The organism is Ensifer sp. YR511 (genome assembly GCF_900103045.1).
Lineage (GTDB): Bacteria > Pseudomonadota > Alphaproteobacteria > Rhizobiales > Rhizobiaceae > Ensifer > Ensifer adhaerens.
The window spans coordinates 105,807-129,757 of record NZ_FNGR01000014.1; the positions used below are offsets into that span (position 1 = coordinate 105,807).

Annotated in this window: 23 protein-coding genes and 1 pseudogene; 4 read left to right on the top strand and 20 right to left on the bottom strand. The window is 62.5% G+C overall.

Features of this window, described 5'->3' with window-relative positions:
* The 17 genes and pseudogenes from BLU15_RS22615 to BLU15_RS22695 all read right to left on the bottom strand — a co-directional run bounded on the left by BLU15_RS22615 (position 1) and on the right by BLU15_RS22695 (position 17,470).
* Positions 1–411: a lysozyme inhibitor LprI family protein gene (locus BLU15_RS22615; RefSeq protein WP_090298228.1), complete on the bottom strand. Its 411-nt coding sequence runs from the start codon at positions 409–411 to the stop codon at positions 1–3.
* Positions 408–713, bottom strand: coding sequence for an urease subunit beta (locus BLU15_RS22620; protein WP_034794182.1), 306 nt, complete (start codon positions 711–713; stop codon positions 408–410). The genes BLU15_RS22615 and BLU15_RS22620 overlap by 4 nt, the downstream gene beginning before the upstream one ends.
* 98 nt (positions 714–811) lie before the next feature.
* Positions 812–1,114, bottom strand: a complete 303-nt coding sequence (locus tag BLU15_RS22625) for an urease subunit gamma (RefSeq protein ID WP_034794185.1) — start codon at positions 1,112–1,114, stop codon at positions 812–814.
* A 123-nt stretch (positions 1,115–1,237) separates the two neighbouring features.
* Complete coding sequence (locus BLU15_RS22630) at positions 1,238–2,071, bottom strand: urease accessory protein UreD (protein WP_090298231.1); 834 nt, start codon at positions 2,069–2,071, stop codon at positions 1,238–1,240.
* A gap of 174 nt (positions 2,072–2,245) precedes the next feature.
* Positions 2,246–3,220, bottom strand: a complete 975-nt coding sequence (locus tag BLU15_RS22635; RefSeq protein ID WP_090298234.1) for a 2-hydroxyacid dehydrogenase — start codon at positions 3,218–3,220, stop codon at positions 2,246–2,248.
* Between the two features lie 140 nt (positions 3,221–3,360).
* Positions 3,361–3,618: pseudogene (locus BLU15_RS22640) on the bottom strand (alpha/beta fold hydrolase); the annotation flags it as partial.
* Between the two features lie 258 nt (positions 3,619–3,876).
* Positions 3,877–4,995, bottom strand: a complete 1,119-nt coding sequence (locus tag BLU15_RS22645; RefSeq protein ID WP_034798823.1) for a branched-chain amino acid ABC transporter substrate-binding protein — start codon at positions 4,993–4,995, stop codon at positions 3,877–3,879.
* Between the two features lie 114 nt (positions 4,996–5,109).
* Positions 5,110–5,454, bottom strand: a complete 345-nt coding sequence (locus tag BLU15_RS22650) for a DUF6867 family protein (protein ID WP_034798825.1) — start codon at positions 5,452–5,454, stop codon at positions 5,110–5,112.
* A gap of 24 nt (positions 5,455–5,478) precedes the next feature.
* Positions 5,479–6,204 (bottom strand): ABC transporter ATP-binding protein, encoded by a 726-nt coding sequence (locus BLU15_RS22655; RefSeq protein WP_034798827.1) that lies wholly within the window; start codon positions 6,202–6,204, stop codon positions 5,479–5,481.
* Positions 6,204–7,088 carry an ABC transporter ATP-binding protein gene (locus BLU15_RS22660; protein WP_090298237.1) on the bottom strand — a complete coding sequence of 295 codons (885 nt, stop codon included), beginning with the start codon at positions 7,086–7,088 and terminating at the stop codon, positions 6,204–6,206. The genes BLU15_RS22655 and BLU15_RS22660 overlap by 1 nt, the downstream gene beginning before the upstream one ends.
* A complete protein-coding gene (gene livM, locus BLU15_RS22665; protein ID WP_060520354.1) occupies positions 7,088–8,473 on the bottom strand; it encodes a high-affinity branched-chain amino acid ABC transporter permease LivM in 1,386 nt (461 codons plus the stop codon). The genes BLU15_RS22660 and livM overlap by 1 nt, the downstream gene beginning before the upstream one ends.
* Positions 8,474–8,477: 4 nt before the next feature.
* Positions 8,478–9,380 carry a branched-chain amino acid ABC transporter permease gene (locus BLU15_RS22670; RefSeq protein WP_034798833.1) on the bottom strand — a complete coding sequence of 301 codons (903 nt, stop codon included), beginning with the start codon at positions 9,378–9,380 and terminating at the stop codon, positions 8,478–8,480.
* 287 nt (positions 9,381–9,667) lie between these two features.
* Entirely contained in the window at positions 9,668–12,094 is a 2,427-nt protein-coding gene (locus BLU15_RS22675; protein WP_090298242.1) for a GcvT family protein, read from the bottom strand.
* A gap of 253 nt (positions 12,095–12,347) precedes the next feature.
* A complete protein-coding gene (locus BLU15_RS22680) occupies positions 12,348–12,902 on the bottom strand; it encodes a sarcosine oxidase subunit gamma (RefSeq protein WP_060605195.1) in 555 nt (184 codons plus the stop codon).
* Between the two features lie 10 nt (positions 12,903–12,912).
* On the bottom strand, positions 12,913–15,870 hold the full coding sequence (locus BLU15_RS22685) for a sarcosine oxidase subunit alpha family protein (RefSeq protein WP_090298245.1): 2,958 nt from the start codon (positions 15,868–15,870) through the stop codon (positions 12,913–12,915).
* The gene (locus tag BLU15_RS22690; protein ID WP_090298248.1) at positions 15,867–16,145 is read right to left on the bottom strand and encodes a sarcosine oxidase subunit delta; all 279 of its coding nucleotides are present in this window, start codon (positions 16,143–16,145) and stop codon (positions 15,867–15,869) included. Before BLU15_RS22690 ends, BLU15_RS22685 begins: the two co-directional genes overlap by 4 nt.
* A gap of 74 nt (positions 16,146–16,219) precedes the next feature.
* Positions 16,220–17,470: a sarcosine oxidase subunit beta family protein gene (locus BLU15_RS22695; protein ID WP_034798844.1), complete on the bottom strand. Its 1,251-nt coding sequence runs from the start codon at positions 17,468–17,470 to the stop codon at positions 16,220–16,222.
* Positions 17,471–17,685: 215 nt separating this feature from the next.
* Here BLU15_RS22695 and cysQ point away from each other — a divergent pair, with 215 nt between their 5' ends.
* On the top strand, positions 17,686–18,462 hold the full coding sequence (gene cysQ, locus BLU15_RS22700) for a 3'(2'),5'-bisphosphate nucleotidase CysQ (RefSeq protein WP_090298250.1): 777 nt from the start codon (positions 17,686–17,688) through the stop codon (positions 18,460–18,462).
* A 28-nt stretch (positions 18,463–18,490) separates the two neighbouring features.
* Here cysQ and BLU15_RS22705 read toward each other — a convergent pair whose 3' ends face one another.
* Positions 18,491–18,877 (bottom strand): response regulator, encoded by a 387-nt coding sequence (locus tag BLU15_RS22705; RefSeq protein WP_034798951.1) that lies wholly within the window; start codon positions 18,875–18,877, stop codon positions 18,491–18,493.
* Between the two features lie 265 nt (positions 18,878–19,142).
* Between BLU15_RS22705 and BLU15_RS22710 the strand changes: the two genes are divergently transcribed.
* Entirely contained in the window at positions 19,143–19,655 is a 513-nt protein-coding gene (locus BLU15_RS22710) for a Dps family protein (RefSeq protein ID WP_060583003.1), read from the top strand.
* A gap of 62 nt (positions 19,656–19,717) precedes the next feature.
* Here BLU15_RS22710 and BLU15_RS22715 read toward each other — a convergent pair whose 3' ends face one another.
* Entirely contained in the window at positions 19,718–20,473 is a 756-nt protein-coding gene (locus BLU15_RS22715) for a Crp/Fnr family transcriptional regulator (protein WP_034798848.1), read from the bottom strand.
* Positions 20,474–20,662: 189 nt separating this feature from the next.
* Between BLU15_RS22715 and BLU15_RS22720 the strand changes: the two genes are divergently transcribed.
* Positions 20,663–21,520 (top strand): SDR family NAD(P)-dependent oxidoreductase, encoded by an 858-nt coding sequence (locus BLU15_RS22720; protein WP_090298253.1) that lies wholly within the window; start codon positions 20,663–20,665, stop codon positions 21,518–21,520.
* 92 nt (positions 21,521–21,612) lie between these two features.
* The gene (locus BLU15_RS22725; RefSeq protein WP_060583001.1) at positions 21,613–23,169 is read left to right on the top strand and encodes a VOC family protein; all 1,557 of its coding nucleotides are present in this window, start codon (positions 21,613–21,615) and stop codon (positions 23,167–23,169) included.
* Positions 23,170–23,301: 132 nt separating this feature from the next.
* Here BLU15_RS22725 and BLU15_RS22730 read toward each other — a convergent pair whose 3' ends face one another.
* Positions 23,302–23,880, bottom strand: a complete 579-nt coding sequence (locus BLU15_RS22730; protein ID WP_090298256.1) for an NADPH-dependent FMN reductase — start codon at positions 23,878–23,880, stop codon at positions 23,302–23,304.
* Positions 23,881–23,951 lie beyond the last annotated feature (71 nt).

Here is a 23,951-nt window from a genome sequence, read left to right on the forward strand (position 1 = left end):
TCAGTTCCCTTGAGCTTCGAGAAATTCGTTGAGTTCGGCGGTACGCTTCTGCGTGAGCTGGGCAAGGCAGCCTGAAACCAGCATCGGCTCCGCCTGGCCGCCTCGGGCCTGGAAACCGGCCAGCTCGCATTGTCCGTCGCGATAGCCGATCCAGGCGCGCTGCGCCGTCTTCAGCGCCTCGACCGCGCCGATATCGGCGCCTTCCAGCTCCTTGTCGACCTTCTGCGCCGCCGTCATCGCCTGCCTGTAGACCGCATTCAGTTCCGCGTCCGCCGCTTCGTATTCCCGGTAGGCGCAGTCATTCAGATCCGGCTGAGCCATCGCATTCGCGCAATCCACGTCCGGCTCATCCTCGGCGAGCGCCGGGGTGGCAAGCACCAGAAGCAAACCGAGAACCGGCAGCACTCTCATAGCTTGCCCATCACCTGCTGGCGGAAGCCATAGACCTCGCGCTTGCCGGAAAGCGGTATCAGCGTCACCTGGCGCGTCTGGCCCGGCTCGAACCGCACGGCCGTGCCGGCGGGAATGTCGAGCCGGCAGCCGTAGGCTGCTTTCCTGTCAAACTGCAGCCCCGCATTGGTTTCGGCGAAGTGATAGTGGCTGCCAACCTGGATCGGGCGGTCGCCGGTGTTGGCAACCTCGATCGTCGCCGTGTCGAGACCGGCATTGAGCTCGATCTCTCCGGCCGCAGCAATGATTTCTCCTGGGATCATGGTCTTCTCCTCAAGCCGCCCTCGGCCGGCCGCATGCTTTTATCCCGCGTTCAGGCCTCAGGCACCCTGCGCCAACAAGCCACGTACTCACCTCAAGCTTAGCGGATCGGCTCGTGCACGGTGACGAGCTTGGTCCCGTCAGGAAACGTCGCCTCGATCTGGATGTCGTGGATCATCTCGGGGATTCCCTCCATCACCTGATCGCGCGTCAGCACCTGGGCGCCCGCCTCCATCAGTTCGGCAACCGAGCGCCCGTCGCGCGCGCCCTCGACGACGAAATCGGTGATCAGCGCGATCGCTTCGGGATGGTTGAGTTTCACGCCGCGCTCCAGGCGCCTGCGGGCGACCATGGCCGCCATCGAAATCAGCAGTTTATCTTTCTCGCGCGGGGTAAGATTCATGCGTCGCCACCGGTTGTTCGTGAAGCAATTCCCTGGAAATCTGCGAAGCGATCTTCCGCCAGGAATTACAAAGTTTCAATGCGTTAGATCATTTCACTGTTTCAAATAAAAATGTGAAACGAGCTAGAGAACCCAGACTTTCGGCACAGTCTTCTGCTTGCGCAAGTGCGAAATAACCGGGATGAGGATTTTTCTGAGCGCGAAGCCATCCGGCGCCACGAAGCGGGCAACCAACTTGTCGCGGCCATGGACCTGAAAATGGCTGATGCCGACGCCCGCTGCGCCATCGACGAGCGACCGAAGACGCGGCAGCAGGGGCTCGCAGTCGGGACCGACATAGAGCAGCGTGGCGAAGGCGGCCCCACCATCGAGCACCGCCTTGCGCTGACTGAGGCGCGCGACCTCTCCTGATAGCGCCAGATTGTCCGCATGCAGCAGCTTGCCCTCGACGCGGATACGCCAGCGATCGCGGAAGAGCCCGGTTTCAACCGCCTCGCCCATCGCCTTGCGACCGAGCAGAACCGCTTCCACCGCGAGAAACGTCGCGTCGGCAGCAAGCTCCACCTCCAGCGAGCGCGATAGCGAGGCACGGTCGAAGAGGATCGTCTCCTGTGGCAACCAGTCGACACGCGCGCCGGCGGCAACCTCGATGCGCGTTTTCATTTCGACGGTATCGGCGCTCGCCTTATAGATCTTCTCGCAGGCCTGCGTCGTCACCGTCACATCGGTTCCAGCCCCCGCCGCGACCTCCCAGACCATGCGGTCGCCGCCGGTGAGGCCGCCGGAGGAATTGATGAGCACTGCCTCCATCGAGGTGTCGAAGGTCTTTGGCAGGCGGATCTTGGCGCAGCCTTCCTGGTAGAGTTCGGCAATGCGGCTGTGGCCGAGCGCCGCCTTGGCGACCAGCCGTCCCTTGCCCCAGGCCCGCTGCGGGGCGATGCGTGCTGCCTTGTCCATGTCAGACCGCTAAGCGGTGTCCTTCATTCTCGACGCGGCGCCCATGGGCGCGATCGCCTTATCTTGGCGCTATCGTCCGCATCGCGGCACGACAAGTCAAGTTATTGTTTTGCAAAGAAAATCGCCAGCATGCCGCATTTCCGTGCAGGCCCTGCGCAGAAAACGGGCAACCGCCTACGCCACCCGATCCGGCGGCTCGCGACCGTCGAAAAACGCCGTGATATTGTCGACCACCTTCATGCCCATGGCGACGCGCGTCTCCTCCGTGGCACTGCCGAGATGTGGAAGCAGCACGACATTTTCGAGCCCGCGCAGACGTTCCGGCACGTTCGGCTCCGCCTCGAAGACATCGAGCCCGGCGCCGCGGATGACGCCGTTTTCGAGCGCCGCAATCAGCGCCGGCTCGTCGATCACATCACCCCGCGCCGTGTTGACGAGGTAGGCGCCCTTTTTCATCAGCGCCAGCCGTTCGGCGTTGATCAGGTGACGGTTTTCGCCGCCGCCGGGGCAATGGAGCGACACGAAGTCTGCAACCTTCAATACGTCCTCGACCGTGTCGAGTTGACGCGCACCGTAGCGGCTTGCCTCGGCCGGGTCGATGCGCGAGCGATTGTAGAAGACGATATCCATGTCGAAGCCGAAATGACAGCGCTTGGCCATGGCCTTGCCGATGCGGCCGAAGCCGATGATGCCGAGCGTCTTGCCGGTGACCTTGCCGCCGATCATGTGGGTCGGCCGCCATCCACTCCATTCGCCGGCCCGTACCTGCCGCTCGCCCTCGCCTGCCCGCCGAGCGACCGCAAGCAGCAACGTCATGGCGATGTCGGCGGTGCAATCTGTGAGAACGCCGGGCGTGTTGGCGACGACGATGCCGGCAGCCTTGGCGGCCGCGACGTCGATGTGATTGTAGCCGACGCCATAGTTGCCGAGGATCTTCGCGCGGAGGCCGCCACCGGCGAAGAGGTCGGCCGGAAGTCGATCAGAAACTGTCGGAAGAACGGCGTCATAGGTCCGGAGTGCTTCAGCCAGTTCTGCAGCCGTCAGAGGCACGTCCCCTTCGTTCAAGGTGACGTCGAAGCGTTCGGCAAGCACCTGCTCCACCGCCGCCGGCCAACGACGGGTGACGAGAATGCGGGGTTTCGAGCTCATGCCTGCCTCCGGATCAGAATCGCTGCGAGATAGTGCACGAAACGGCGCGACGCGACAGCTATCTCAACAAGCGAAACACCTATCACGAAAAGCAAAAAAGAGGCGCCGTTGCGGGCGCCTCTTCTCGGGCTTCGGACATGTCAGGCCTTGGCGAAGGCGAGCAGGTCGGCGTTGAGCTGGTCCTTGTGCGTGTCGGTGATGCCGTGCGGGGCGCCGGCATAGACCTTGAGCTCCGCATGCGGCACCAGCGTCTTCGAGGCCCGTGCAGTCGCATCGATCGGCACGATCTGGTCGTCGTCGCCATGGATGATCAAGGTCGGGACGTCGAACTTCTTCAGGTCCTCGGTAAAGTCGGTCTGCGAGAAGGCGACGATCGAGTCATAGGTGTTCTGGTGTCCCCGGGACGAGCGGCAGGTCCGGGTGCAATTGACCGAGATGGGCAAGGCGCTGCGGCAGAAGGCAATCGACGTGCCCCGCAACCTTGGCGAAGCGACAAAGCTCGGCCCCGGCGATCTCGAGCGACTGCGCGCCGAAGTCTCGTCGCTCAGAGACACGCTATTGAAATAATAGACCGCTGCGCCAAGCGTCACCAAAAGAAAAGCCCGGCGATTGCTCGCCGGGCCCCAACCAGTCGGACACAAGGTCCGAAATCAGAACTACTCGTTCTGGAAGTAGTTGTACTTGCCGTCGTCACCCTTCTTCCAGGTGTACATGACGTAGTCCGGACGCGTGATGTCGCCCTTTTCGTCATAGCCGAGTTCGCCGATTGCGGTCTTGAACGGACCCTTTGCCTTGATGGCTTCGGCCACTGCCTGCGGGTCGTTGCCGCCGGAAGCCTTGGCAGCTTCGGCGATGACCTGGAGAGCGGCGTAGGCGTAGAGCGTGTAGGCTTCCGGTTCGAAGCCGGCAGAGCGGAACTTCTCGACGAGGTCCTTGGCAGCCGGGTTCTTGCGCGGATCCGGAGCGAACGTCATCAGCGTGCCGTCAACGGCGTCGCCGGCGATCGAGGCCAGTTCGTTCGAAACGATACCGTCGCCCGACATCAGGGTAGCCTTGAGGCCCTGGTCCTTCATCTGGCGCATGATCAGGCCGGCTTCGGTGTGCAGACCGCCGTAGTAGACAATCGAAACGCCGGCTTCCTTCATCTTGGCGATCAGCGCCGAGAAGTCCTTGTCGCCGGTGTTGATGCCTTCATAGAGGGCTTCGGTGAGGCCAGCTTCGTTCATCGACTTCTTGGTTTCGTCGGCAAGGCCCTGACCATAGGGGGTCTTGTCGTGAATGACCGCGATCTTCGCGTCCTTGAAGTTGGCAGCGAGGTAGGCACCGGCAACCGCACCCTGCTGGTCGTCACGGCCGCAGGTACGGAACGTGTTCCAGAGACCGCGCTCGGTGAACTGCGGGTTGGTGGAGGCCGGGGTTACCTGCAGGATACCGTTTTCGGCGTAAACTTCAGAAGCCGGGATGGACACGCCCGAGTTGAAGTGACCGACAACGAACTTCACACCGTCAGCAACGAACTTGTTGGCAACCGAAACGCCCTGCTTGGCATCCGAAACGTCGTCGCCGAGCACAACCTTGATCTGTTCCCCATTGATACCGCCAGCGGCATTGATGTCAGCGGCGGCCTGCTCTGCACCTTTCTGGAGCTGTGCACCGAAAGCGGCGTTCGGGCCAGTCAGCGGGCCGGCGACACCAACGAGAATATCAGCCCAGGCGCTGCCGCTGAAGGCAACCATAGCCGTCAGCGCGACCGCCGACAGAAGAGACTTTTTCATCTTGTTACTCCCAATTATTCGAGCGGGTCTCGTTACCAACCTGCGCAATGCCCACCATAGTTGCGCCGGTGTTTCTTTCGCACCGGCCGCGGCGGCCGGCGCGCGCTGTTCCCTTTATTTGGCTTTCCAGGAGAAAGGCGAAGCCTTCTCATAGAGCCAATAGTAGTTATTGGTCATTTGCTTGGTCCGGTAGTACCGGAAACCTGCGGTAGCAAACAACAAAAGTACGATCGTGTCCACGATATAGTATTGCAGGCTGAACATGGTGCCTTCGAACAGCGCATGGTGGACGAAACGGATCCCCAGTCCCAGCAACGCCACGTAGAGGATGAGCCGCGGCATGCCTTCCCAGCTTTCAGCCACGCTCTTGCCCGTGCGCCAAGCGGTCCAGCCGCCGAGCACGCAGCTTATGAAAAGAAACTGCCAGATCGACACTTCTTCGTAGAGAATTCCCTGCATGTCACTTGCTCCAGATGCGGCCGGTCAATGACGGCCGCCTTCGAGATAGGCCGCGCGCACTTCCGGATTGGCGAGCAGTTCCTTGCCGGAACCGCTCATCGTCACCCGGCCGTTCACCATCACGTAGCCGCGGTCCGAAAGCTTGAGCGCGCCGAAGGCGTTCTGCTCGACGAGGAAGACCGTCAGCCCCTCCTCCTTGTTGAGTTTCTTGATCGCTTCAAAGATGCCCTTGACGATCAGCGGTGCGAGACCGAGCGACGGCTCGTCGAGAAGCAAAAGCTTCGGCCGGGCCATCAGCGCGCGGCCGATCGACAGCATCTGCTGCTCACCGCCCGAAAGCGTGCCGCCGCGCTGCGCCTGGCGCTCCTTCAGGCGCGGGAAAAGCGTAAACACCTTTTCCACGTCCTGGTCGAAGTGCTTCAGGTTGTCGAGGCTGGCGCCCATCTGCAGGTTTTCGAACACGGTCATGCGCGGGAAGATGCGCCGACCCTCAGGCGATTGCGCAATACGCAGCCGGGCGATCTCGTGCGTCGGCATACGGGTGATGTCCTGACCTTCGAAGAAGACCGAACCGGTGCGCGCCTGCGGGCTGCCGCAGATGGTCATCATCAGCGTCGACTTGCCGGCACCGTTGGCACCGATCAGGCAGACGATTTCACCACGGTGAACTTCGACATCGACCCCGCTGAGCGCCCGGATGTTGCCGTAGTAGGTCTCGACGGCTTTGACTTGGAGAAGTGGCGCCGTCATCAGTGGGTGCCCCCCTGCCCGCCTTCGATTTCCTCGATTTGTTCGATCACCTCTTCAACCTCTTCATCCTCGACACCCAGATAGGCCGCAATGACCCTCGGATCGTTCTTCACGAAATCCGGTGTGCCGTCGGAAATCTTCTGTCCATATTCCAGGACCACCACGTGGTCGGAGATCTCCATGACCACGGACATGTCGTGTTCGATCAAAAGAATCGACGTGCCGGTATCGGCGCGAATGCTTTTCAGCAATTCGTTGAGCGCCAGAGACTCGCGCGGATTGAGACCGGCGGCCGGCTCGTCCAGGCAGAGAAGCTCGGGCCCGGTGCACATGGCACGCGCGATCTCGAGACGACGCTGGGCGCCATAGGAGAGATCGCCGGCCGGATCGTCGGCACGGTCGATTAGCGACGCCTTTTCCAGCCAGTGCTTGGCAAGTTCGATCGCCTCGCGCGATGCCTGGCGGTAGGCCGGGAAGCCGAGCAGACCGAGGAAGGTGTAGCCGGATGCCTGCATCAGCTTGTTGTGCTGCGCGACGAGCAGGTTTTCGAGCACCGTCAGACCGGAGAACATCCGGATGTTCTGGAAGGTACGCGCTACCTTGGCGAGCTTGGTGATCTCGAAGTCGGGCAGACGCTCCAGCAGGTATTCCTTGCCGGCCTTCTGCTTCATCGTGATCATGCCCATCGTCGGCTTGTAGAAGCCGGTGATGCAGTTGAACACCGTGGTCTTGCCCGCTCCGTTCGGGCCGATCAGCGCGGTGATGTCACCGCGATAGGCTTCGAAGGAGAAGTCGTTGATGGCCATGAGACCGCCGAAGCGCATCGACAGGTGCTCAACCTTGAGAATGGGGTCTTTTGTCATTGTCGTTGTCTCGCGGGCCATCAACCGTGCCCTTCCTTTGTGAAGCTGCCGGAGACTGCCTTGCGTTCGTGCAGGAAGGCTGTCGGTTCGCGTGATCCGACGAAGCCGCGCGGCTTCCAGACCATGACGACGACCATGGCCAGGCCAAAGATCAGCATACGGTAGAGTTCAGGTGTGAAGTCCGGTCCGAAGACCATCTTCAGGAAGGAAAGCTCGCGCAGGATTTCGGTGCCGCCGATCATGACGGCCGCAGCGACCGCGATGCCGGTGAGCGAGCCCATGCCGCCGAGAACCACGATCGCGAGAATGACCGCGGATTCCAGGAAGACGAAGGATTCGGGCGACACGAAGCCCTGGCGCACCGCGAAGAACGAGCCGGCGATGCCGCCGAACATGGCGCCCGTCGCAAAGGCGGTGAGCTTGGTCGTCACCGTGTTGATACCGAGCGAGCGGCAGGCGATCTCGTCCTCGCGCAACGCTTCCCAGGCGCGGCCGATCGGCATGCGGCGCAGCCGGATCGTCACGTAAGCCGTGAGCAGCGCAAGTGCCAGGATCAGATAGAACAGGAAGATCTTGTAATAGGCCGACGACATCGGCAGGCCCATCATTGCTGCAAATCCGTCCTTCGAGGCATCGAACTTGATGCCGAACAGCGTCGCCTTGGCGATACCGGAGACGCCGAAGGTACCCTTCGTCACTTCGGTCCAGTTGATCAACACCAGTCGGATGATTTCACCGAAGGCGAGCGTCACGATCGCCAGATAGTCACCGCGAAGACGCAAGACCGGGAAGCCGAGAATCATGCCCCAGAAGGCGGCGAGAATGCCGGCGACCGGAAGAAGAACCCAGAAGGACAGGCCGAAATAGGTCGACAGCAGGGCGTAGGAGTAGGCACCGACCGCGTAGAAGGCGACGTAACCCAGGTCCAGCAGGCCAGCGAGGCCGACGACGATGTTGAGCCCCCAGGCCAGCATCACGTAGATCAGGATCTGGATGCCGAAATTGTCGACCCACTTCAGCGAGCCCTGGACGCCGAAGATCGCGACGACGAGCGGCGGATAGATGAGCAGGAACGCAATCGCGAGCTTGGAGAAGTTGCGGCTGAAGAAGGTCTCCTCCTTCACCGCATCCTCGGCCTCGGCCTTGGCGGCCTTGCGCCGAGCCATGGCCGGCTGGACATAGGCAACCATCAGGAAGCGGCCGACGGCAGCGACGATCACGAAGATCGCCAGCAGTCCCCAGCGCTGGTTGAGGATCAGCTCGTTGCGGATGTTCTGGTCGGACTTGAGACCGACGAACAGCACGAAAAGGCCGAGCGAAATCAGGCCCGCGAAGACAGCCTCGCGCAGGGCCCGCGCCGTCACGTCAGTGCCGGCGCTTGCAGTCGTAGAAGCAATGTTTGCCATGGAATTATACCTTCTCGACTTCCGGTCGTCCGAGAATGCCAGACGGCTTGAAGATCAGGACGATGGCGAGAATGGAGAAGGTCGCGACGTCCTTGTAGTCGATGGTGAAATAGGCCGACCAGAGGGACTCGATGAGCCCGATCAACAGTCCGCCGAGAACGGCGCCCGGCAGCGATCCGATGCCGCCGAGAACGGCCGCGGTGAACGCTTTGACGCCAGGCACGAAACCGTCGGTGAAGACGACGACGCCATAATACATCAGATACATCGTGCCGGCGACGGCAGCGAGTGCTGCACCCATGATGAAGGTCACCGAGATGGTGCGGTCGACGTCAACACCCAGCAGCGCCGCCATCTTGCGGTCCTGTTCGGTCGCGCGCTGGGCACGGCCGAGCGGCGTCTTGTTGACGATGTACCAGAAGATCGAAAGCAGAGCCGCCGTGATGACGATGATGATGATCTGCTTCAGCGAGATGGTGATGCCGAAGACTTCGTAGACCGAAGAGACGAGCGGCGGGATCGGCTTGTTGCGCGGGCCCTGCGTCACCTGGATGAAGTTCGACAACGCAATCGACATGCCGATCGCGGTGATCAGCGGCGCAAGCCGGAACGAACCGCGCAGCGGCCGATAGGCCACTTTCTCGATCGTCCAGTTCCAGAGACCTGCGGTCAGCATGCCGACGATCATCATCAGCAGGAGAGCAAGTACAACCGGGACGCCCCCGATGAATGTTGTGAGAATAAGAAAGACAATCAAAGCAGCAAAGCCGCCGAGCATGAAGATATCGCCGTGGGCGAAGTTGATCATGCCAATGATGCCGTAGACCATGGTATAACCGATTGCGATCATACCATAAATAGACCCAAGAGTCAGCCCGTTGACGAGCTGCTGGACGAAATACTCCATCAATCTTCCCCTGGACCAGATCCATAACGGTCCGGTCTCTTGTTTTTTGAGCTCATTGTTGAGCGCTGTGTTTGCTCGATTCCATACCTCTTTCAAACGAAAAGGAAAGCTAAAAAACGCGACTTCGCCAAAAACTTCCTCGATAAAATCGATTTGACGCTTTTACAGCCAGAAAAATCAAATCTTTCGCAGCTTTCGCCCGCGAAAGCATCAACTTTAGTCGTAAAAGCGTCGGGTATTCTATGAAGCTTCGACAGCCACTTCGGTCTGCATTACACCTCGAATGCTTAGGCGCGCATGCGCTGACCGTTCGAATCGAACAGCGGATGCGGCTGAAGACGGGCCGGCAGGATCTCACCCAAGAGTTCGATCGACCAGCCATCGCTTCGGTCGGCGATCTCCTTGGGCACGTAGCCCATGGCGACCGAAACCCCACTTGCATGCGCATAGCCGCCCGATGTCACCCAGCCGCGCACGACACCGTCGAGATAGATGGGCTCGTCGCCGATGACGTCCGCATCCCTCGCATCGAGCACGAAGGTCCGCAGCCGCATCGCGCCGCCATCCGCCTTCTCCTTCACGGCCGCCGCCTTGCCAATGAAATCCGCATCCTTGCCGGTCGCGACGAAACGGCCGAGCCCAGCCTCGACCGGGCCATAGAGCGGACGATATTCGCGCGCCCAGCTGCCGAAGGATTTTTCGACGCGCAATGCATTCAGCGCCCTCAGGCCGAACAAACGGATCCCGGAAGCCGCCCCCTTCTCCATCAGCAGTTCGAAGAGATAACGCTGGTGCTCCGGTTTCATCCAGATCTCGTAGCCGAGATCGCCGGTGTAGCTGACGCGGCCGACGAGCGCGGGCGCCATGCCGAGATCCATCCGGCGGATGTCCATGAACGGGAAATCGGCGTCGGAGACATCGAGATGGGTCAGGCTTTCAAGCACATCGCGCGCCTTCGGCCCGGCGATCGACAGGCCCACCAGCTCCAGCTTCAACGCCTTCAGCGTCACCGAGCCGTCCGCAGGCAGATGCGCCTCGAACCAGCGCATGTGGTAGTCCTCGGCTATGCCGGATCCAACAAGCAGGAAATCCCCCTCGCCGAGCTTGGCAAGGGTGAAGTCGCCGATCAGCTTGCCGTCCTCCTTCAGCATCGGTGCCAATGCCATGCGCCCGACCTCAGGGATGCGGCAGGCAAGCATGCGGTCGAGCCAGGCTTCAGCGCCCTTGCCGGTGATCGCATATTTGGCAAAGCCCGATGTCTCCATCAGGCCGACGCCTTCGCGCACGGCCCGGGCCTCCGCGCCCACCGTCTCGAAGTCGGTCGAACGGCGCCAGGAGAAGGCGTCCTTCACGCCTTCGGGTGCAAACCACAGCGGCGTTTCAAGCCCGTAGGACGCGCCGAAGACGGCGCCCGCAGCCTTCAGCCGGTCGTAGATCGGCGTCGTCAACAGAGGCCTTGCCGCCGGCAGCTCCTCGTTCGGATAACGGATCGAGAAGCGACGCGAGTAGTTCTCGCGCACCTTGGCATTGGTATAGGCAAGCGTGGCGAAATCGCCGTAGCGCGAAACGTCCATGGCAAAGACGTCGAAGCCGGGGTCGCCATGGATCATCCAGTTGGCAAGCGCCAGGCCGACGCCGCCACCCTGGCTGAATCCGGCCATGACGGCGCAGGCCGACCAGAAATTCCTCAAGCCCCGCACCGGGCCGACCAGCGGGTTACCGTCCGGCGAGAAGGTGAAAGGACCGTTGATGATCTTCTTGATGCCGGCCTTGTTGAAGGCCGGGAAGTGCCGGAAGCCGACCTCGAGTTCGGGCGAGATACGGTCGATGTCCTCGGCGAGAAGTTCATGGCCGAAGTCCCAGGGCGTCGTGACGGGCGACCACGGACGACACGCCTTCTCATAGGTGCCCATCAGCATGCCGTTCCGCTCCTGGCGGAGATAAATCTCGCCGTCGAAATCGACACAGTGCATCAGCTCCTTGCCGCGCGTCTGGTTGAACTCGATGACCTCGGGCATGTCCTCGGTGATGAGATACATGTGCTCCATAGCGAGCACAGGCAGCTCCAGCCCCACCATGCGCCCCACCTCGCGGGCCCAGAGGCCGGCGGCGTTGACGACATGCTCGGCGACAATCTCGCCCTGGTTGGTGATCACCCGCCAGCAACCGTCTTCCCGCTGCACCAGATCCTCGACCTTGGTGTGCAGATAGATCTCCGCACCGTTCTTCTTCGCCGATTTGGCATAGGCATGCGTCGTGCCATAGGGATCGAGATGCCCCTCGACCGGATCGAACACCGCACCGACGAACTGGTCGGGATCGAGCAGCGGCATCAGGTCATGCGCTTCCCTGGGCGTCAAAAGCTCGGCTTCGAGCCCCATGTAGCGGCCCTTGGCAAGGATCGACTTCATCCAGTCGAAACGTTCCTTGGTGGCGGCGAGCATCATGCCGGAGGTCATGTGCAGGCCGACATCCTGGCCGGAATACGCCTCGATCTCCTTGTAGAGCTCGACCGTATATTTCTGCAGCTTGGCGACGTTCGGGTCACCGTTGATCGTGTGCATGCCGCCGGCCGCGTGCCAGGTGGAGCCGGAGGTGAGTTCCGATCGTTCAAGCAGCACGGCATCGGTCCAGCCGAATTTCGTCAGGTGATAGAGCACCGAACAACCGACGACACCGCCTCCGATAACGACGACCTTGGCATGGCTTTTCATGCGTACACTCCGTCTCCCCATGCTCCTGTCGGAGGCATGGCCAAATTGTCAGGAAGAAACTCAGGCACGGCCACCACTTGCTTCAGAGACAGAAGTGCAAGCGGCGAATGATGAAAGCCTAGTCAGAAAGACGGCGCCGATAAAGACACGGCTGCGAAGGACGCTTGTCCATTTCCGCCGTTTGCTGGCGGATGGGCGACCTGTTTGCGGCATTTCATGCCGCATTTGATTTCGACCTCTTGAAGGGGCCGTTTCAATCCGAGAAGGCGGCGGTGAGATCGAAGGCCCGCCCCATCTTCATCAGGTCGTCGAAGAGCGATTCCGCATAGCTCCGCGGCACGATCAGCTCGAACGTGTCCTCGTCCGTCCGGGCGAGATTGACCGGGATGTGACCGCACAGCGCATTGGTGCTGCCGCCAACCGTGAAGGCTGAGGGATGAAGATCAAGGCCGATGCCCTTGGCGAGGATGCTGCGCACGTTCGGGCCGGCGATCCGGAAGACGACGCGCCCATCGCTTTGGTCGACAACATAGGCACCGCCGTCGCAAAGCTCTTCGAGCCAACGCACGAGCCCGCTCGGCGCTTCCACCTCGGAGACGACAATCCATTCCCCCGGTGCCGAAAACCGCATGGACAAGTCGGACTGTGCGGCGATCGCCTCACGCACGGTCTCCTCCCGGCCGGCGCGCGCAAGAACCGTCGCCATCGTGCGCCAATGCCCGACCATCAGGTGGTCGGCCGCCGGCGACATGGGTGCCGATCGCAGTTTCTGCTCCAGTGCGTGGCGGTTGTTGTAGTCGCGAACCATCACCGCCTCCTCAGGCCTTCAGCTTTGCATTTTGCGGATCGACCAAGACCGGGTCGCAGACCTCGGCGACGATCTCCTGATCGCGCAGCTTGTCGAACACCACGACCTTCTCGCCATAGCGTTCGCGCCCGGATTTCAGGAAGGCAAGCGCGATGGCGTGGCCCAGGACCGGCGAGAAACCGGCCGAGCTGACCCAACCCTGATCGTTCAGCGTCGAGGGCTTGGTCCCCTCCTTCAGAAGATGCGCTCCGGCCCGCATGTCCTTGTCGGCATCGACGGGCTTCAGACCAACAAGCTGCATGCGATCCGCCGCCGTCAGGCCGTAGCGCGTCGACAGGCGCTTGCCGATGAAGTCGGTCTTCTGCATCGAGAGCATTCGGCCGAGCCCGGCATCGTCTGGCGTCACGCGACCGTCGAATTCCGCATGCGTCAGCAGACCCTTCTCCAGCCGCAGCACGTTCAAGGCTTCGACGCCATAGGCACAGATTTCATGCGGCCGGCCGGCCTCCATGATCTGGTCGGCCACCGCCTCGCCATAACCTGCCGGCACCGCCAGTTCGAAAGCCAGCTCCCCGGAGAAGGAAATGCGAAAGAGCCGCGCCGACACGCCGCTTTTCAGGACGATCTTGCGGGCGGACAGGAACGGAAACGCGCCATCGGAAATATCGCCATCGACGATCTGCTGCAGCACCGCGCGCGCTTTCGGACCAGCGATCGCCATCTGCGCCCATTGGTCGGTCGACGAGGTGAAGCGGACTTCGAGTTCAGGCCAGAGCGTCTGGGCGCAATATTCCAGGTGCGCCATGACGGGACCGGCCATCGCCGTCGTCGTGGTGACGAAGAAATGTTCCTCGTCGAAGCGGCTGACCGTACCGTCGTCGAAGACGAAACCGTCTTCGCGCAGCATCAGACCGTAACGCGCCTTGCCGATCGGCAGCTTCAGGACCGGGTTGCAATAGAGACGGTTGAGGAACTCCGCAGCGTCGGGGCCGAAGACCTCGATCTTGCCGAGGGTCGAGACGTCACAGAGGCCGACATTGGCCCGCACGTTCAAGACTTCGCGATCGACGCTGTCGCGCCAGGTCTTTTCGCCGGCGCGCGGGAACCAGGCGGAACGATGCCAGAGCCCGGCCTCGACGAAGGTCGCGCCATTTTTCATCGCCCAGCCATGCAGCGGCGACTTGCGCGCCGGTGCTGCATGCTCATCGCGCGCCGTGCCGGCAAGTGCACCGAAGGAGACCGGGGTGTAGAACGGCCTGAAGGTGGTGGTGCCGACCTCTGCCGGGCTGACGCCGCGCATGCCGGCAAGAATGCCGACGGCATTGATGTTGGAAAGCTTGCCCTGATCGGTCGCCATGCCGCTGGTCGTGTAGCGCTTGGCGTGCTCGACATGGCCGAAACCTTCGCGCAGCGCCAGGCCGAGATCCTTCGCATGCACGTCGTTCTGGAAGTCGACAAAGGCCTTCGATTTGGCGCCCGGTACATACCAGAGCGCTGAAAAGGACGTGGCCTCTTCGCCATCGACGACCGGTGCTGCGGCCGAGCTGGCGCTGAAACCGAGGTCGGCCGCAATCGCTGCGGCCTTCTCCGCACCATCGGACAGGCAGCCCGAGAGCGTGTAGACACCGTTTGCAGCGCCCACGGGACGCAGGCCGCCACCGACATCAGGTGCGACGAAGGCCTTCAATTCCTCCGACCAGCCCGGTCTTGCGCCGCGCTGGCAGGCAAGATGCACGACAGGGCTCCAGCCACCGGACATCCCCAGCGCATCGCAGGCGATCAGTTCCTCGAAGCCGGAGCGTTCGACGACGATGCCCTTGAGGCGCTGCCTGCCCTTCGTGTCGACGATCGAGGCCGAGCGGATCACCCTGACACCCTCGGGCGCCTGATCGGTCGCCTCAGCGCGGGCGTCGACGATCGCCGCGATGGCGACGCCCTTGGACGCAAGGGCCCGCGCTGTGCGGTACCCGGCGCTGCCGCTGGTAGAGATCGTGACCTGCTTGCCGGCGGCCACACCATAGCGCTCGGCATAGGTGGTCATGGCGCCCGCCATCATCACGCCGGGCCTATCATTGCCGCCGAACACCAGCGGGCGTTCCTCGGCACCGGTTGCCATCAGCGCGCGCTTGGCAACGATGCGCCAGACACGCTCGCTCACGAGCTTCGAAGACGGTTCAGCGACGTGTTTCTGCACGCGTTCAACCGCGCCGAAGACGTTGTCGTCATACCAGCCGAAGACCGTGGTGCGCGAAAGCAGCGTGACATTGGGCAGCGCTTGCAGTTCGGCGACGGTGCGGTCGGCAAAGACCGATGCCGGCGCGCCGTCGACGGTCTCGCCGGTCGCAAGCAGGGAGCCGCCGAGCCGGAAATCCTCGTCGGCGACGATGACCCGAAGGCCGGCGCGGCCGGCCGTCAGTGCTGCCATCAGGCCGGCGGGACCGGCACCGACGACGAGCAGGTCGCAGAACGCCCAGGACTTCTCGTAGCTCTCGGGGTCGCGCTCCAGCACCGCCCGGCCGAGGCCGGCGGCGCGGCGGATGAAGGGTTCGTAGACGCGCTCCCAGAACTGCTTCGGCCACATGAAGGTCTTGTAGTAGAAGCCGGCGCCGAGGAACGGCGAAAGGACGCCGTTGACCGCCCCGACATCGAAGCCGAGAGACGGCCAGCGGTTCTGGCTTTTGGCAGTCAGCCCGCCATAGAGTTCGGCGACGGTCGCCTTGGTGTTGGCATCGGTGCGGGCACCAGAGCCGAGGGTGACGAGCGCGTTGGGCTCGGAGGGCCCGGCGCTGACGATGCCGCGCGGCCGGTGGTATTTGAAGCTGCGGCCGACGAGCAGCTGGTCATTGGCAAGAAGTGCGGAGGCGAGCGTATCGCCGGAAAATCCGCGCAGCGGCCGGCCGTCGAAGGTGAAGCTCAACGTTTTGCTGCGATCGACGAGGCCGCCGGAGGAAAGACGATAGCCGGTCATCGCGCAGCCCTCCGCGCAAACTCGGCCGCATCGACGACGGAATAGACCTCGTGGGTGGCCGTGTCGCGCTCGACCACCAGGAAGCGGCGACAGCCGGCGATGTGATGCCAATGCTCCAACGTGCGCCCACGCGGGTTGGCGCGCACATAGACGTAATCATGCCAGGCCTCGTCCGAATCCATGGGCTCGGGACGGCCGCGCGAGGCGTCGCCGCGGATCGCGAATTCTTCCTTCGGTCGGACCCCGCAATGCGGGCAGGTAATCAGGCTTGCCATCGTCTTCCGTGTCCTGAAGCCGCACTCCGGCTTCCTGTTCATTCCATACGAGCCGGCGGGCCGGCCGTGTCCTGTCAGTGAAGGTTGGGCTGCGGGCCGGCGCCGGCCTCGTCGACGGCATAGCCGCGGGCGAAGCGATCGAGCCTCAAGGCGCGCGCCACCGGATGGGTGTCGTTCTTGGCGATCAGGTGGGCGAAGCAGTAGCCGGAGGCCGGCGTCGCCTTGAAACCGCCGTAGCACCAGCCGCAGTTCAAGTAGAGATTGTCGATCGAGGTGCGGTCGATGATCGGCGAGCCGTCCATGCTCATGTCCATGACGCCCCCCCAGGCGCGCAGCACCCGAACGCGCGACAGGCCGGGGATCATCGTCACCCCCTCCTCCATCACGTGCTCGGCGGTCGCCAGATTGCCGCGCTGGGCATAGGACGAATAGCCGTCGATCTCGGCGCCGAAGACGAGGCCGCCCTTGTCCGATTGCGAGATGTAGAAGTGGCCGCCACCATAGACGATCACGTGATCGATGCAGGGCTTCAGCCCCTCGGTCACGAAGGCCTGCAGCACATGGCTTTCCAGCGGCAGCTTCAGATCCGCCATTTCGCCGACGCGCGAGGTGTTGCCGGCCGCCGCCAGCGCCAGCTTGCCGCAGCCGATGAACCCCTTGGTCGTTTCGACGCCGGTGACGACACCGTTTTCGCGGCGAATGCCGGTCACTTCGCAATGCTCGATGATGTCGACACCATGCTGGTCGGCGCCGCGGGCATAGCCCCAAGCGACCGCATCATGCCGCGCGGTACCGGCGCGGCGCTGCAGCAGGCCACCGAGGATCGGATAGCGGGCGTGATCGTAGTTGAGGAAGGGGATCATCTTCTTCAACTGCTCACGCTCGATGAGCTCCGCTGCCACGCCTTCCATCCACATGGCATTGCCGCGGCGCACATAGGCATCGCGCTGGCCGTCGCTGTGGTAGAGCATGATGACGCCGCGCTGCGACAGCATTACATTGTAGTTGAGATCCTGCTCCAGCCCCTCCCAGAGCTTCATCGAGAACTCGTAGAAGGGTTCGTTGCCGGGCAGCATGTAGTTGGAGCGCACGATCGTCGTGTTGCGACCGACATTACCCGAGCCGAGATAGCCCTTTTCCAGGACCGCGACGTTCTTCACGCCGAATTCCTTGGCGAGATAATAGGCGGTCGAGAGCCCATGGCCGCCGCCGCCGACGATGATCACGTCATAGTGGGATTTCGGCTGTGGCTGGCGCCAATGCGGTTTCCAGTTCAGGTTTCCGGAAAGGGCGTTCCTGACAAGCGAGAAGGCGGAATAACGCATGAAGGCATCCAGTTCAGTTGCGCCGGCACATTTGCACAGCCGGAACGCGGAAGCAAAGACGCAAAGCCTCTCGCAATTGCAAAAAAGCTTGAGATGCTCCGCCCCGCAGATCAGTTGCGACCACGCGTAAAGAGCCGCCTGCCATGTCAAAAGCATGGCTATAATCTTCCTCTCAATATGCTATGGGCCTGATGACGGACCGAAAGACAGGGCGAATGCTGGAGATACTGCAACAATCGGCAATAACGGCGGGTCGGGCCATTCTCGACATCTACAATGCCGGGCCGGAGGTCACGCACAAGCCTGACTGCTCGCCGGTCACCGATGCCGACACGACGGCCGAACGCATCATCCTGGCAGACCTCGCCTCCGCCTTTCCGGACATCCCCTTGGTCGCCGAGGAAGCGGTGTCCGCCGGCTTCGTGCCGGAGATTTCCGGCAAGTCGTTTTTCCTTGTCGATCCGCTCGACGGCACCAAGGAATTCATCAGCCGCAACGACGACTTCACCGTCAACATCGCGCTGATCGAAAACGGCGCGCCCGTCGCGGGCGTCGTCTACGCCCCGGCGCTTGGAATCCTCTATGCGGCACACCATGGCAAGGCGGTAAAGTCGGTTATTGATGGCAGCTTTCGCCTGACCGAAGAAACGATCATCGGCTGCCGCAGCTGCGGGGATCGCATGGTGGGGCTCGCCAGCCGCTGGCACAACAGCGCCGAGACGATCGACTACCTCGAAAAACACGGCATCGCCGATTACCGGACGGTCGGCTCGTCCTTGAAATTCTGCCTGCTCGCCGAAGGCGTGGCCGACGTCTATCCCCGCTTCAGCCGGACGATGGAATGGGACACCGCCGCTGGCGACGCGATCCTGAGGGCCGCCGGTGGCGAAACGCTGACGATGGATGGCACGCCGCTTACCTACGGCAAGCGCAACCAGAAGGACGACAGCGACTTCGCCAATCCCTGGTTCGTATCGCGCGGCAAGCCCTGAGCAGGTCGCGCAAGGGCTGAGCCGGTTCCTAAGCCTCTCTCGTCTGGATCCCAGCGGCGATCAGCTGGCCGATCGATTTCTCGTTAAAGGGTTTGTCGATCCGCGGAACGTGCCTGAGATAGGTCGGGAAGTGCTCGGCATCGCCGTAGCCGCTGGTGAAGCCGAACGGCATTCCGCGGGCAAGCATGGCATCGGCAACCACGAAACTCGTGTGATCGCCGAGATTGACGTCGAGGATCGCAAAATCGAAGGCCTGGAGCGCCAGCAGCTCCAATGCCTGGTTCGCATTTCCGGCGATCGTAACCTGCAATATTCCGAGAGAAGCGAGGATTTCCTCGACGTCCATGGCGATGATGAAGTTGTCCTCGAGAACGAGGACCGTCCGGACGGACGGTGAAAGCTCGGCCATGTCAATGCACTCCATTTTTCACGCACAGCGACGGCAGTCATCGTCGCTGCAGGCGCATTTCCAGGCGGAATGCCGTCCAGAGTCCCGGAACCTCCACTGAGGCAACGGCAACGACTGAGCTTAGGCTCCAATGGCCTGACCTGGCATTTAAAAAAGACATGTGAGCGTCATGACGGGATCGGGAACAACCCTTTCGTCGCGGCGTTCAGTTCATGCGGCGTGGCCTCGGCCGCCTCCGCTCGACATTCCAAGACAGAACTGGAGCAGAAGAATGAAACAGACTGCCGCCGTGCTGAAGCCCAAGGTCAGGGACGAAGAATTCGACATCGGCCTGACGAAGGCCTATCGCCAGCAGATGGCAACCGCGCTTTCCGATATCCTTGCCGATACCTACAAGCTGGTGATCAAGAGCCACATCTACCACTGGAACGTGGTCGGGCCCCTGTTCAAGCCGCTGCACGAACTGACCGAAGAGCACTACAACGCGCTGTTCAAGGCAACCGACATCATTGCCGAGCGCATTCGCGCCCTTGGCCACCTGGCGCCGGCGAAGCTCGCCGAAGCAAAAACCTTCGCCCCCAGCGCCGCCTCGGTCAACCACACGACGGCGGCCGAGATGGTGGCAGACCTGATCACCGATCACGAAGCGGCGGCGCGGCGCATACGCGAGGCCGGCACCAAGGCCGATGAAAACGGCGACCTGGTCACGACGGACATGCTGACCGATCGCCTCAACTTCCATGAAAAGGCTCTGTGGATGCTGCGGGCGATCGTTGCCGCCTGATCTCCCCCACCTTGACATCGATGCGGCCCTGGCGCCGCATCGATCGGCTTCGACTGGGCACGTCAGATGAACGGCCGCTTGGGTTCGCGGAGCCCTTCCCAGCCTGAAACCGCGAGCAGGCCGTCGATGTCGCGGACATTGCAGCCCTTCTCCGCCCAGCGGATCAGGCCCCGTTCGGCAAGTTTCTTCAAAGTCTTGTTGGTGTGAACGATCGAAAGACCCAGCGTGTCGGCCACATGCTGCTGGCTGATCGGAATGGCGACGCGGCTGTTGCTGAAGAGGTCGAGTACCTCCGCCCGCTGATAGAGGAAGGCGATGAGATAGGCCGCCCGCTCCAGCGCGGATCGGCGGCCGATGCTCAAGAGGTTTTCATCCAGAATGCGCTCCTCGCGTGCAGCGATCCAGGTGAGATCATAGGCAAGCTCAGGGTAGTTCTCGAACAGGCGGTTGAGCTTGCCGCGCTCGAAGACGCACAGAGTGACGGGCGACAGCGCTTCGATCGAATGCTGCATCTCCCCCATCAGGCTGCCCTGCAGTCCGATCAGATCGCCGGGCATCACATAGTTGAGGATCTGGCGGCGGCCGTCATCGAGCATTTTGTAGCGGAAGCCCCAGCCGGAAAGCACGGTGAAAAGGTGCGCACTGTGCGCGCCTTCGACGAGTATGGTCGCGCCACCATCGACCGCCAGTTCGCCAGTCTTGAACTGCGAAACGAAGGCAAGTTCTTCGCCGGTAAAGGCACGAAAATGATCGAGCTTGCGCAAGGGACAGCTTTCGCAAGGGGTGCGCTTTTCGTTGCGGGCTGTCATTTCGTTCATCGTTCCATCCACCGCATGCGTTCGTTCAGGCATTTGCGTCCAAAACTGCAAGTAGCGCCGGCATCGCAGGTGACAAGATACAACCCTGAAAACACTTGGTTTTCCGAAGCGCCATCGTTGCCATGATCATGGACAGCCAGCCCTTCGCGCCCTATCTCTTGCACTCGACCCCGCCACAGGAGCTTCACCATGTCCCACCCTGCCTTCGCCCCCGGCAATGTCGCTGTCGTTACCGGTGCTGCTTCCGGCATCGGCATTGCGGCCGCCAGACACTTCGCGACGCTCGGCATGTACGTCGTGCTCACCGACCTCGCGGGCGACAAGCTGGAGAAGGCGGCCGCCGAAGTCGCAGCCGCCTCGCCCGGCGGGGCGCGGCACGTCACGGCCATCGCGACAGACGTCTCGCGGCTCGACACGCTGGAAGCGCTCGAGCGGGAGGTGCATCAGCGGCTCGGCGACGTGCATGTGCTCATGAACAATGCCGGCATTCAGCCCGGTAGCGCGATCCTCGGCCCCTTGGCCGCCTGGGAGGCGACGCTCGGGGTCAATCTCTGGGGCGTCATCAACGGTTCGCGCGTCTTTGCATCCCGGATGATCGCCCACGGCAAACCGGCCGTCATCATCAACACCGGCTCGAAACAGGGCATCACCACGCCGCCCGGCGACCCGGCCTACAACGTCTCCAAGGCGGCCGTGAAGGTCTTTACCGAGGCGCTGGAGCACGAGCTGCGCAACACCGCCGGAAGCCAGGTCCACGCGCACCTGCTGATCCCCGGTTTCGTCTACACCGGGCTGACGGCTGGCGGCCGCACGGAAAAGCCCGCCGGCGCCTGGACGTCGGAACAGACGGTAGACTTCATGATGGAGAGCCTGGCGCGCGGGGATTTCTACATCCTCTGCCCTGATAACGACGTGCCACGCGCGACCGACGAACGGCGTATCCTGTGGGCCGCCGGCGACATCGTCGCGAACCGGCCGCCGCTGTCGCGCTGGCATCCGAAATATGCGGATGCCTTCAAGGCATTCCTCGACAAGGATGGCGATTGATCCTCCTACGTTGACACTGCGTTCTCGGCGACCCTTCTGGTGCTGGCGGGACACATCGTGTTTTGTGGGACGACGATAATGAGGGACTAAGAATGACGAGCGGCATCCATCACATCACCCTGATTGCCCGGAAGGTCCAGGCAAACGTCGACTTCTATGTCGGCTTTCTTGGCTTGCGCCTCGTCAAGCGGACGGGCGGCTATGAGGACGCCAACCAGCTGCACCTTTTTTACGGCGACGCCGAGGGTTCGCCGGGTTCGCTCGTGACCTTCCTGATGTGGGAAGACGGCGGCCGCGGCCGCGTGGGCCATGGCCAGCCGAGCGAAATCGCGTTTGCCATCCGGCCGGAGAGTATCGGCTTCTGGCTGACCCGCGCGCTGCAGTTCAACATCGCCACGTCAGGGCCAGCGCAGGAGTTCGGTGAGCCGGTGCTGCGGCTCAAGGATCCGGACGGTGTCATCGTCAAGCTCGTCGGCACCGAGTTGGTTTCGGGTGCGGCCCCCTGGAGCCCGCGCGATATCCCGGCGGAAGACGCCATCCGCCGCCTGCGTGGCGCCACGATCCTCACGGAAAAGCCGGAGGATTCCGTTCGCTTCCTGACGTCCCATTTCGGTTATACGGAAACCGGCGCAACCGACGCGATCCGGCGGCTCACCTCCGCCTCCGGCGACACCATCGACGTGCGCAATGCAAGCGGCTTCTGGACGTCTGCCCCCGGAACCGGAACGATCGATCACATCGCCTTCCGCGCGCCCGACCGAGCCGCCGTGGAACGGGTGCACGAGGACCTGCAACGGGATGGCGCGGGCGCGATCAATGCGCATGACCGCAAATACTTCTATTCGCTCTACGTCCGCGAACCCGGTGGGTCGCTCTACGAACTGGCCAGCGACGTGCCCGGCTTCACCGTCGACGAACCGAAGGAAACACTCGGCACCGAACTCTTCGTGCCGGCGCATTTCAGCGCCGCGCGCGAAGAAATGCTGCTGGCCATGCCGCAGTTCGCCCTGCCGGGAGAACCGCGGCTGACCGAGCGCGACCTGCCCTTCGTGCACCGCTTCTATCACCCTGGCGTGCTGGATGACCGCACCTTCATGCTCTTGCACGGCAGCGGCGCCAACGAAACGCAGCTTCTCCACCTCGCCCATCAGGTCGACAGGCAGGCGACGCTTGTCGGCATTCGCGGCCGGTCGAACGAGGAGGGAACGCCGCGCTGGTTCCGGCGCTATTCGCCGACGACCTTCGACCAGAAGGACGTGCGGTCGGAAGCCGAGGCCTTTGCTGCCTTCGTCGAGGGTGCCCGCGACGGCTACCGCATCGATCTGGAGAAGACGGTTTTCATCGGCTACTCCAACGGCGCCAATCTTCTGGTGGCCCTGATGCTGTTGTATCCGGGGCTCGTGCGCAATGTCGTACTGATGCGCTCAATGCTCGTCCTCGACGACGTGCCGCCGCCGGATCTCTCGGGTACGAAGGTGCTGCTCCTGACCGGCAAGCACGACAGCTACGGCGACTTCGCTCCACGCCTCAGGGAAGAGCTCGTCCGCACGCGCGCGGATCTGACCGCGGTCGACCTCGACATGGGCCACGAGATCGGCGCGCCAGATATCGCGGCTATCCAGCAATGGCTGCAGGATAAGGGCCTCTAAGCGTTTCTGAGGTCGTTTCGGCGAATGCTTTCGAGAAATCCAACAGCGCTCGCTCCCTCACCCTCATGCTTGGGCTTTGCCCGAGCATCCATACCCAGTCCTGTCCGCGATGTCCGGGGCAGCCTTAGCGCCTCACTGTGTCGGCAGACTACCGCGCTCCCTCAGCGCCGGAAAATCCGCAAATGCCTTGACGAAGGCGGCGAGCCGGTCGCGGGCGTCCGTGTCCGTCAGCGTCCCCGCCTCATCGAAAAGCGTATCCGCCTTGGGCAGCATCAGGCGCTTGCCGGACCAGAGCTCGGCGCCGAGCGTGCGCATGACGGGCAGCCAGGCGTTCTGGCTGAGAATGGTGCCGAAATTGCCGGGCGAGCTGCCGGCAAGCGCAAAGGGCCGACCGCGAAACACCTTGGCGATATCGGCGGAAGGCCGGCTCATCCAGTCGATCGCGTTCTTGAACACGCCGGGGATGGAGTTGTTGTATTCCGGCGTGAACAGGATGACGCCGTCGGCAGCCATCACCTTTTGCTTCAGCGCCGTCACGGCGTCCGGAATGCCGCTCTCCTTTTCGACATCGCCGTCATAGAGCGGAATTCCGTGCAGCGTCGCGGTGTCGAATTCGACGCCACCAGGCGGGTTTTCCGCGGCCGCCCGCATCAGGCCGGTGTTGAACGACGCCTTGCGCAGGCTCCCGGAAATGCCGAGGATTTTTGTCATGAGGTCTGGTCCTTTTCCAAGTCCTTGCGGGCGCGCCTCGAAGCGCGAGGCGGGATGCCATCGACATAGGC

What these genes read in the sequence shown, in the direction of transcription:
- BLU15_RS22615 (WP_090298228.1), bottom strand. Translation starts at nt 411, where the DNA reads ATGAGAGTGCTGCCGGTTCTCGGTTTGCTTCTGGTGCTTGCCACCCCG.
- BLU15_RS22620 (WP_034794182.1), bottom strand. Translation starts at nt 713, where the DNA reads ATGATCCCAGGAGAAATCATTGCTGCGGCCGGAGAGATCGAGCTCAAT.
- BLU15_RS22625 (WP_034794185.1), bottom strand. Translation starts at nt 1,114, where the DNA reads ATGAATCTTACCCCGCGCGAGAAAGATAAACTGCTGATTTCGATGGCG.
- BLU15_RS22630 (WP_090298231.1), bottom strand. Translation starts at nt 2,071, where the DNA reads ATGGACAAGGCAGCACGCATCGCCCCGCAGCGGGCCTGGGGCAAGGGA.
- BLU15_RS22635 (WP_090298234.1), bottom strand. Translation starts at nt 3,220, where the DNA reads ATGAGCTCGAAACCCCGCATTCTCGTCACCCGTCGTTGGCCGGCGGCG.
- BLU15_RS22645 (WP_034798823.1), bottom strand. Translation starts at nt 4,995, where the DNA reads ATGAAAAAGTCTCTTCTGTCGGCGGTCGCGCTGACGGCTATGGTTGCC.
- BLU15_RS22650 (WP_034798825.1), bottom strand. Translation starts at nt 5,454, where the DNA reads ATGCAGGGAATTCTCTACGAAGAAGTGTCGATCTGGCAGTTTCTTTTC.
- BLU15_RS22655 (WP_034798827.1), bottom strand. Translation starts at nt 6,204, where the DNA reads ATGACGGCGCCACTTCTCCAAGTCAAAGCCGTCGAGACCTACTACGGC.
- BLU15_RS22660 (WP_090298237.1), bottom strand. Translation starts at nt 7,088, where the DNA reads ATGGCCCGCGAGACAACGACAATGACAAAAGACCCCATTCTCAAGGTT.
- livM (WP_060520354.1), bottom strand. Translation starts at nt 8,473, where the DNA reads ATGGCAAACATTGCTTCTACGACTGCAAGCGCCGGCACTGACGTGACG.
- BLU15_RS22670 (WP_034798833.1), bottom strand. Translation starts at nt 9,380, where the DNA reads ATGGAGTATTTCGTCCAGCAGCTCGTCAACGGGCTGACTCTTGGGTCT.
- BLU15_RS22675 (WP_090298242.1), bottom strand. Translation starts at nt 12,094, where the DNA reads ATGAAAAGCCATGCCAAGGTCGTCGTTATCGGAGGCGGTGTCGTCGGT.
- BLU15_RS22680 (WP_060605195.1), bottom strand. Translation starts at nt 12,902, where the DNA reads ATGGTTCGCGACTACAACAACCGCCACGCACTGGAGCAGAAACTGCGA.
- BLU15_RS22685 (WP_090298245.1), bottom strand. Translation starts at nt 15,870, where the DNA reads ATGACCGGCTATCGTCTTTCCTCCGGCGGCCTCGTCGATCGCAGCAAA.
- BLU15_RS22690 (WP_090298248.1), bottom strand. Translation starts at nt 16,145, where the DNA reads ATGGCAAGCCTGATTACCTGCCCGCATTGCGGGGTCCGACCGAAGGAA.
- BLU15_RS22695 (WP_034798844.1), bottom strand. Translation starts at nt 17,470, where the DNA reads ATGCGTTATTCCGCCTTCTCGCTTGTCAGGAACGCCCTTTCCGGAAAC.
- cysQ (WP_090298250.1), top strand. Translation starts at nt 17,686, where the DNA reads ATGCTGGAGATACTGCAACAATCGGCAATAACGGCGGGTCGGGCCATT.
- BLU15_RS22710 (WP_060583003.1), top strand. Translation starts at nt 19,143, where the DNA reads ATGAAACAGACTGCCGCCGTGCTGAAGCCCAAGGTCAGGGACGAAGAA.
- BLU15_RS22715 (WP_034798848.1), bottom strand. Translation starts at nt 20,473, where the DNA reads ATGAACGAAATGACAGCCCGCAACGAAAAGCGCACCCCTTGCGAAAGC.
- BLU15_RS22720 (WP_090298253.1), top strand. Translation starts at nt 20,663, where the DNA reads ATGTCCCACCCTGCCTTCGCCCCCGGCAATGTCGCTGTCGTTACCGGT.
- BLU15_RS22725 (WP_060583001.1), top strand. Translation starts at nt 21,613, where the DNA reads ATGACGAGCGGCATCCATCACATCACCCTGATTGCCCGGAAGGTCCAG.
- BLU15_RS22730 (WP_090298256.1), bottom strand. Translation starts at nt 23,880, where the DNA reads ATGACAAAAATCCTCGGCATTTCCGGGAGCCTGCGCAAGGCGTCGTTC.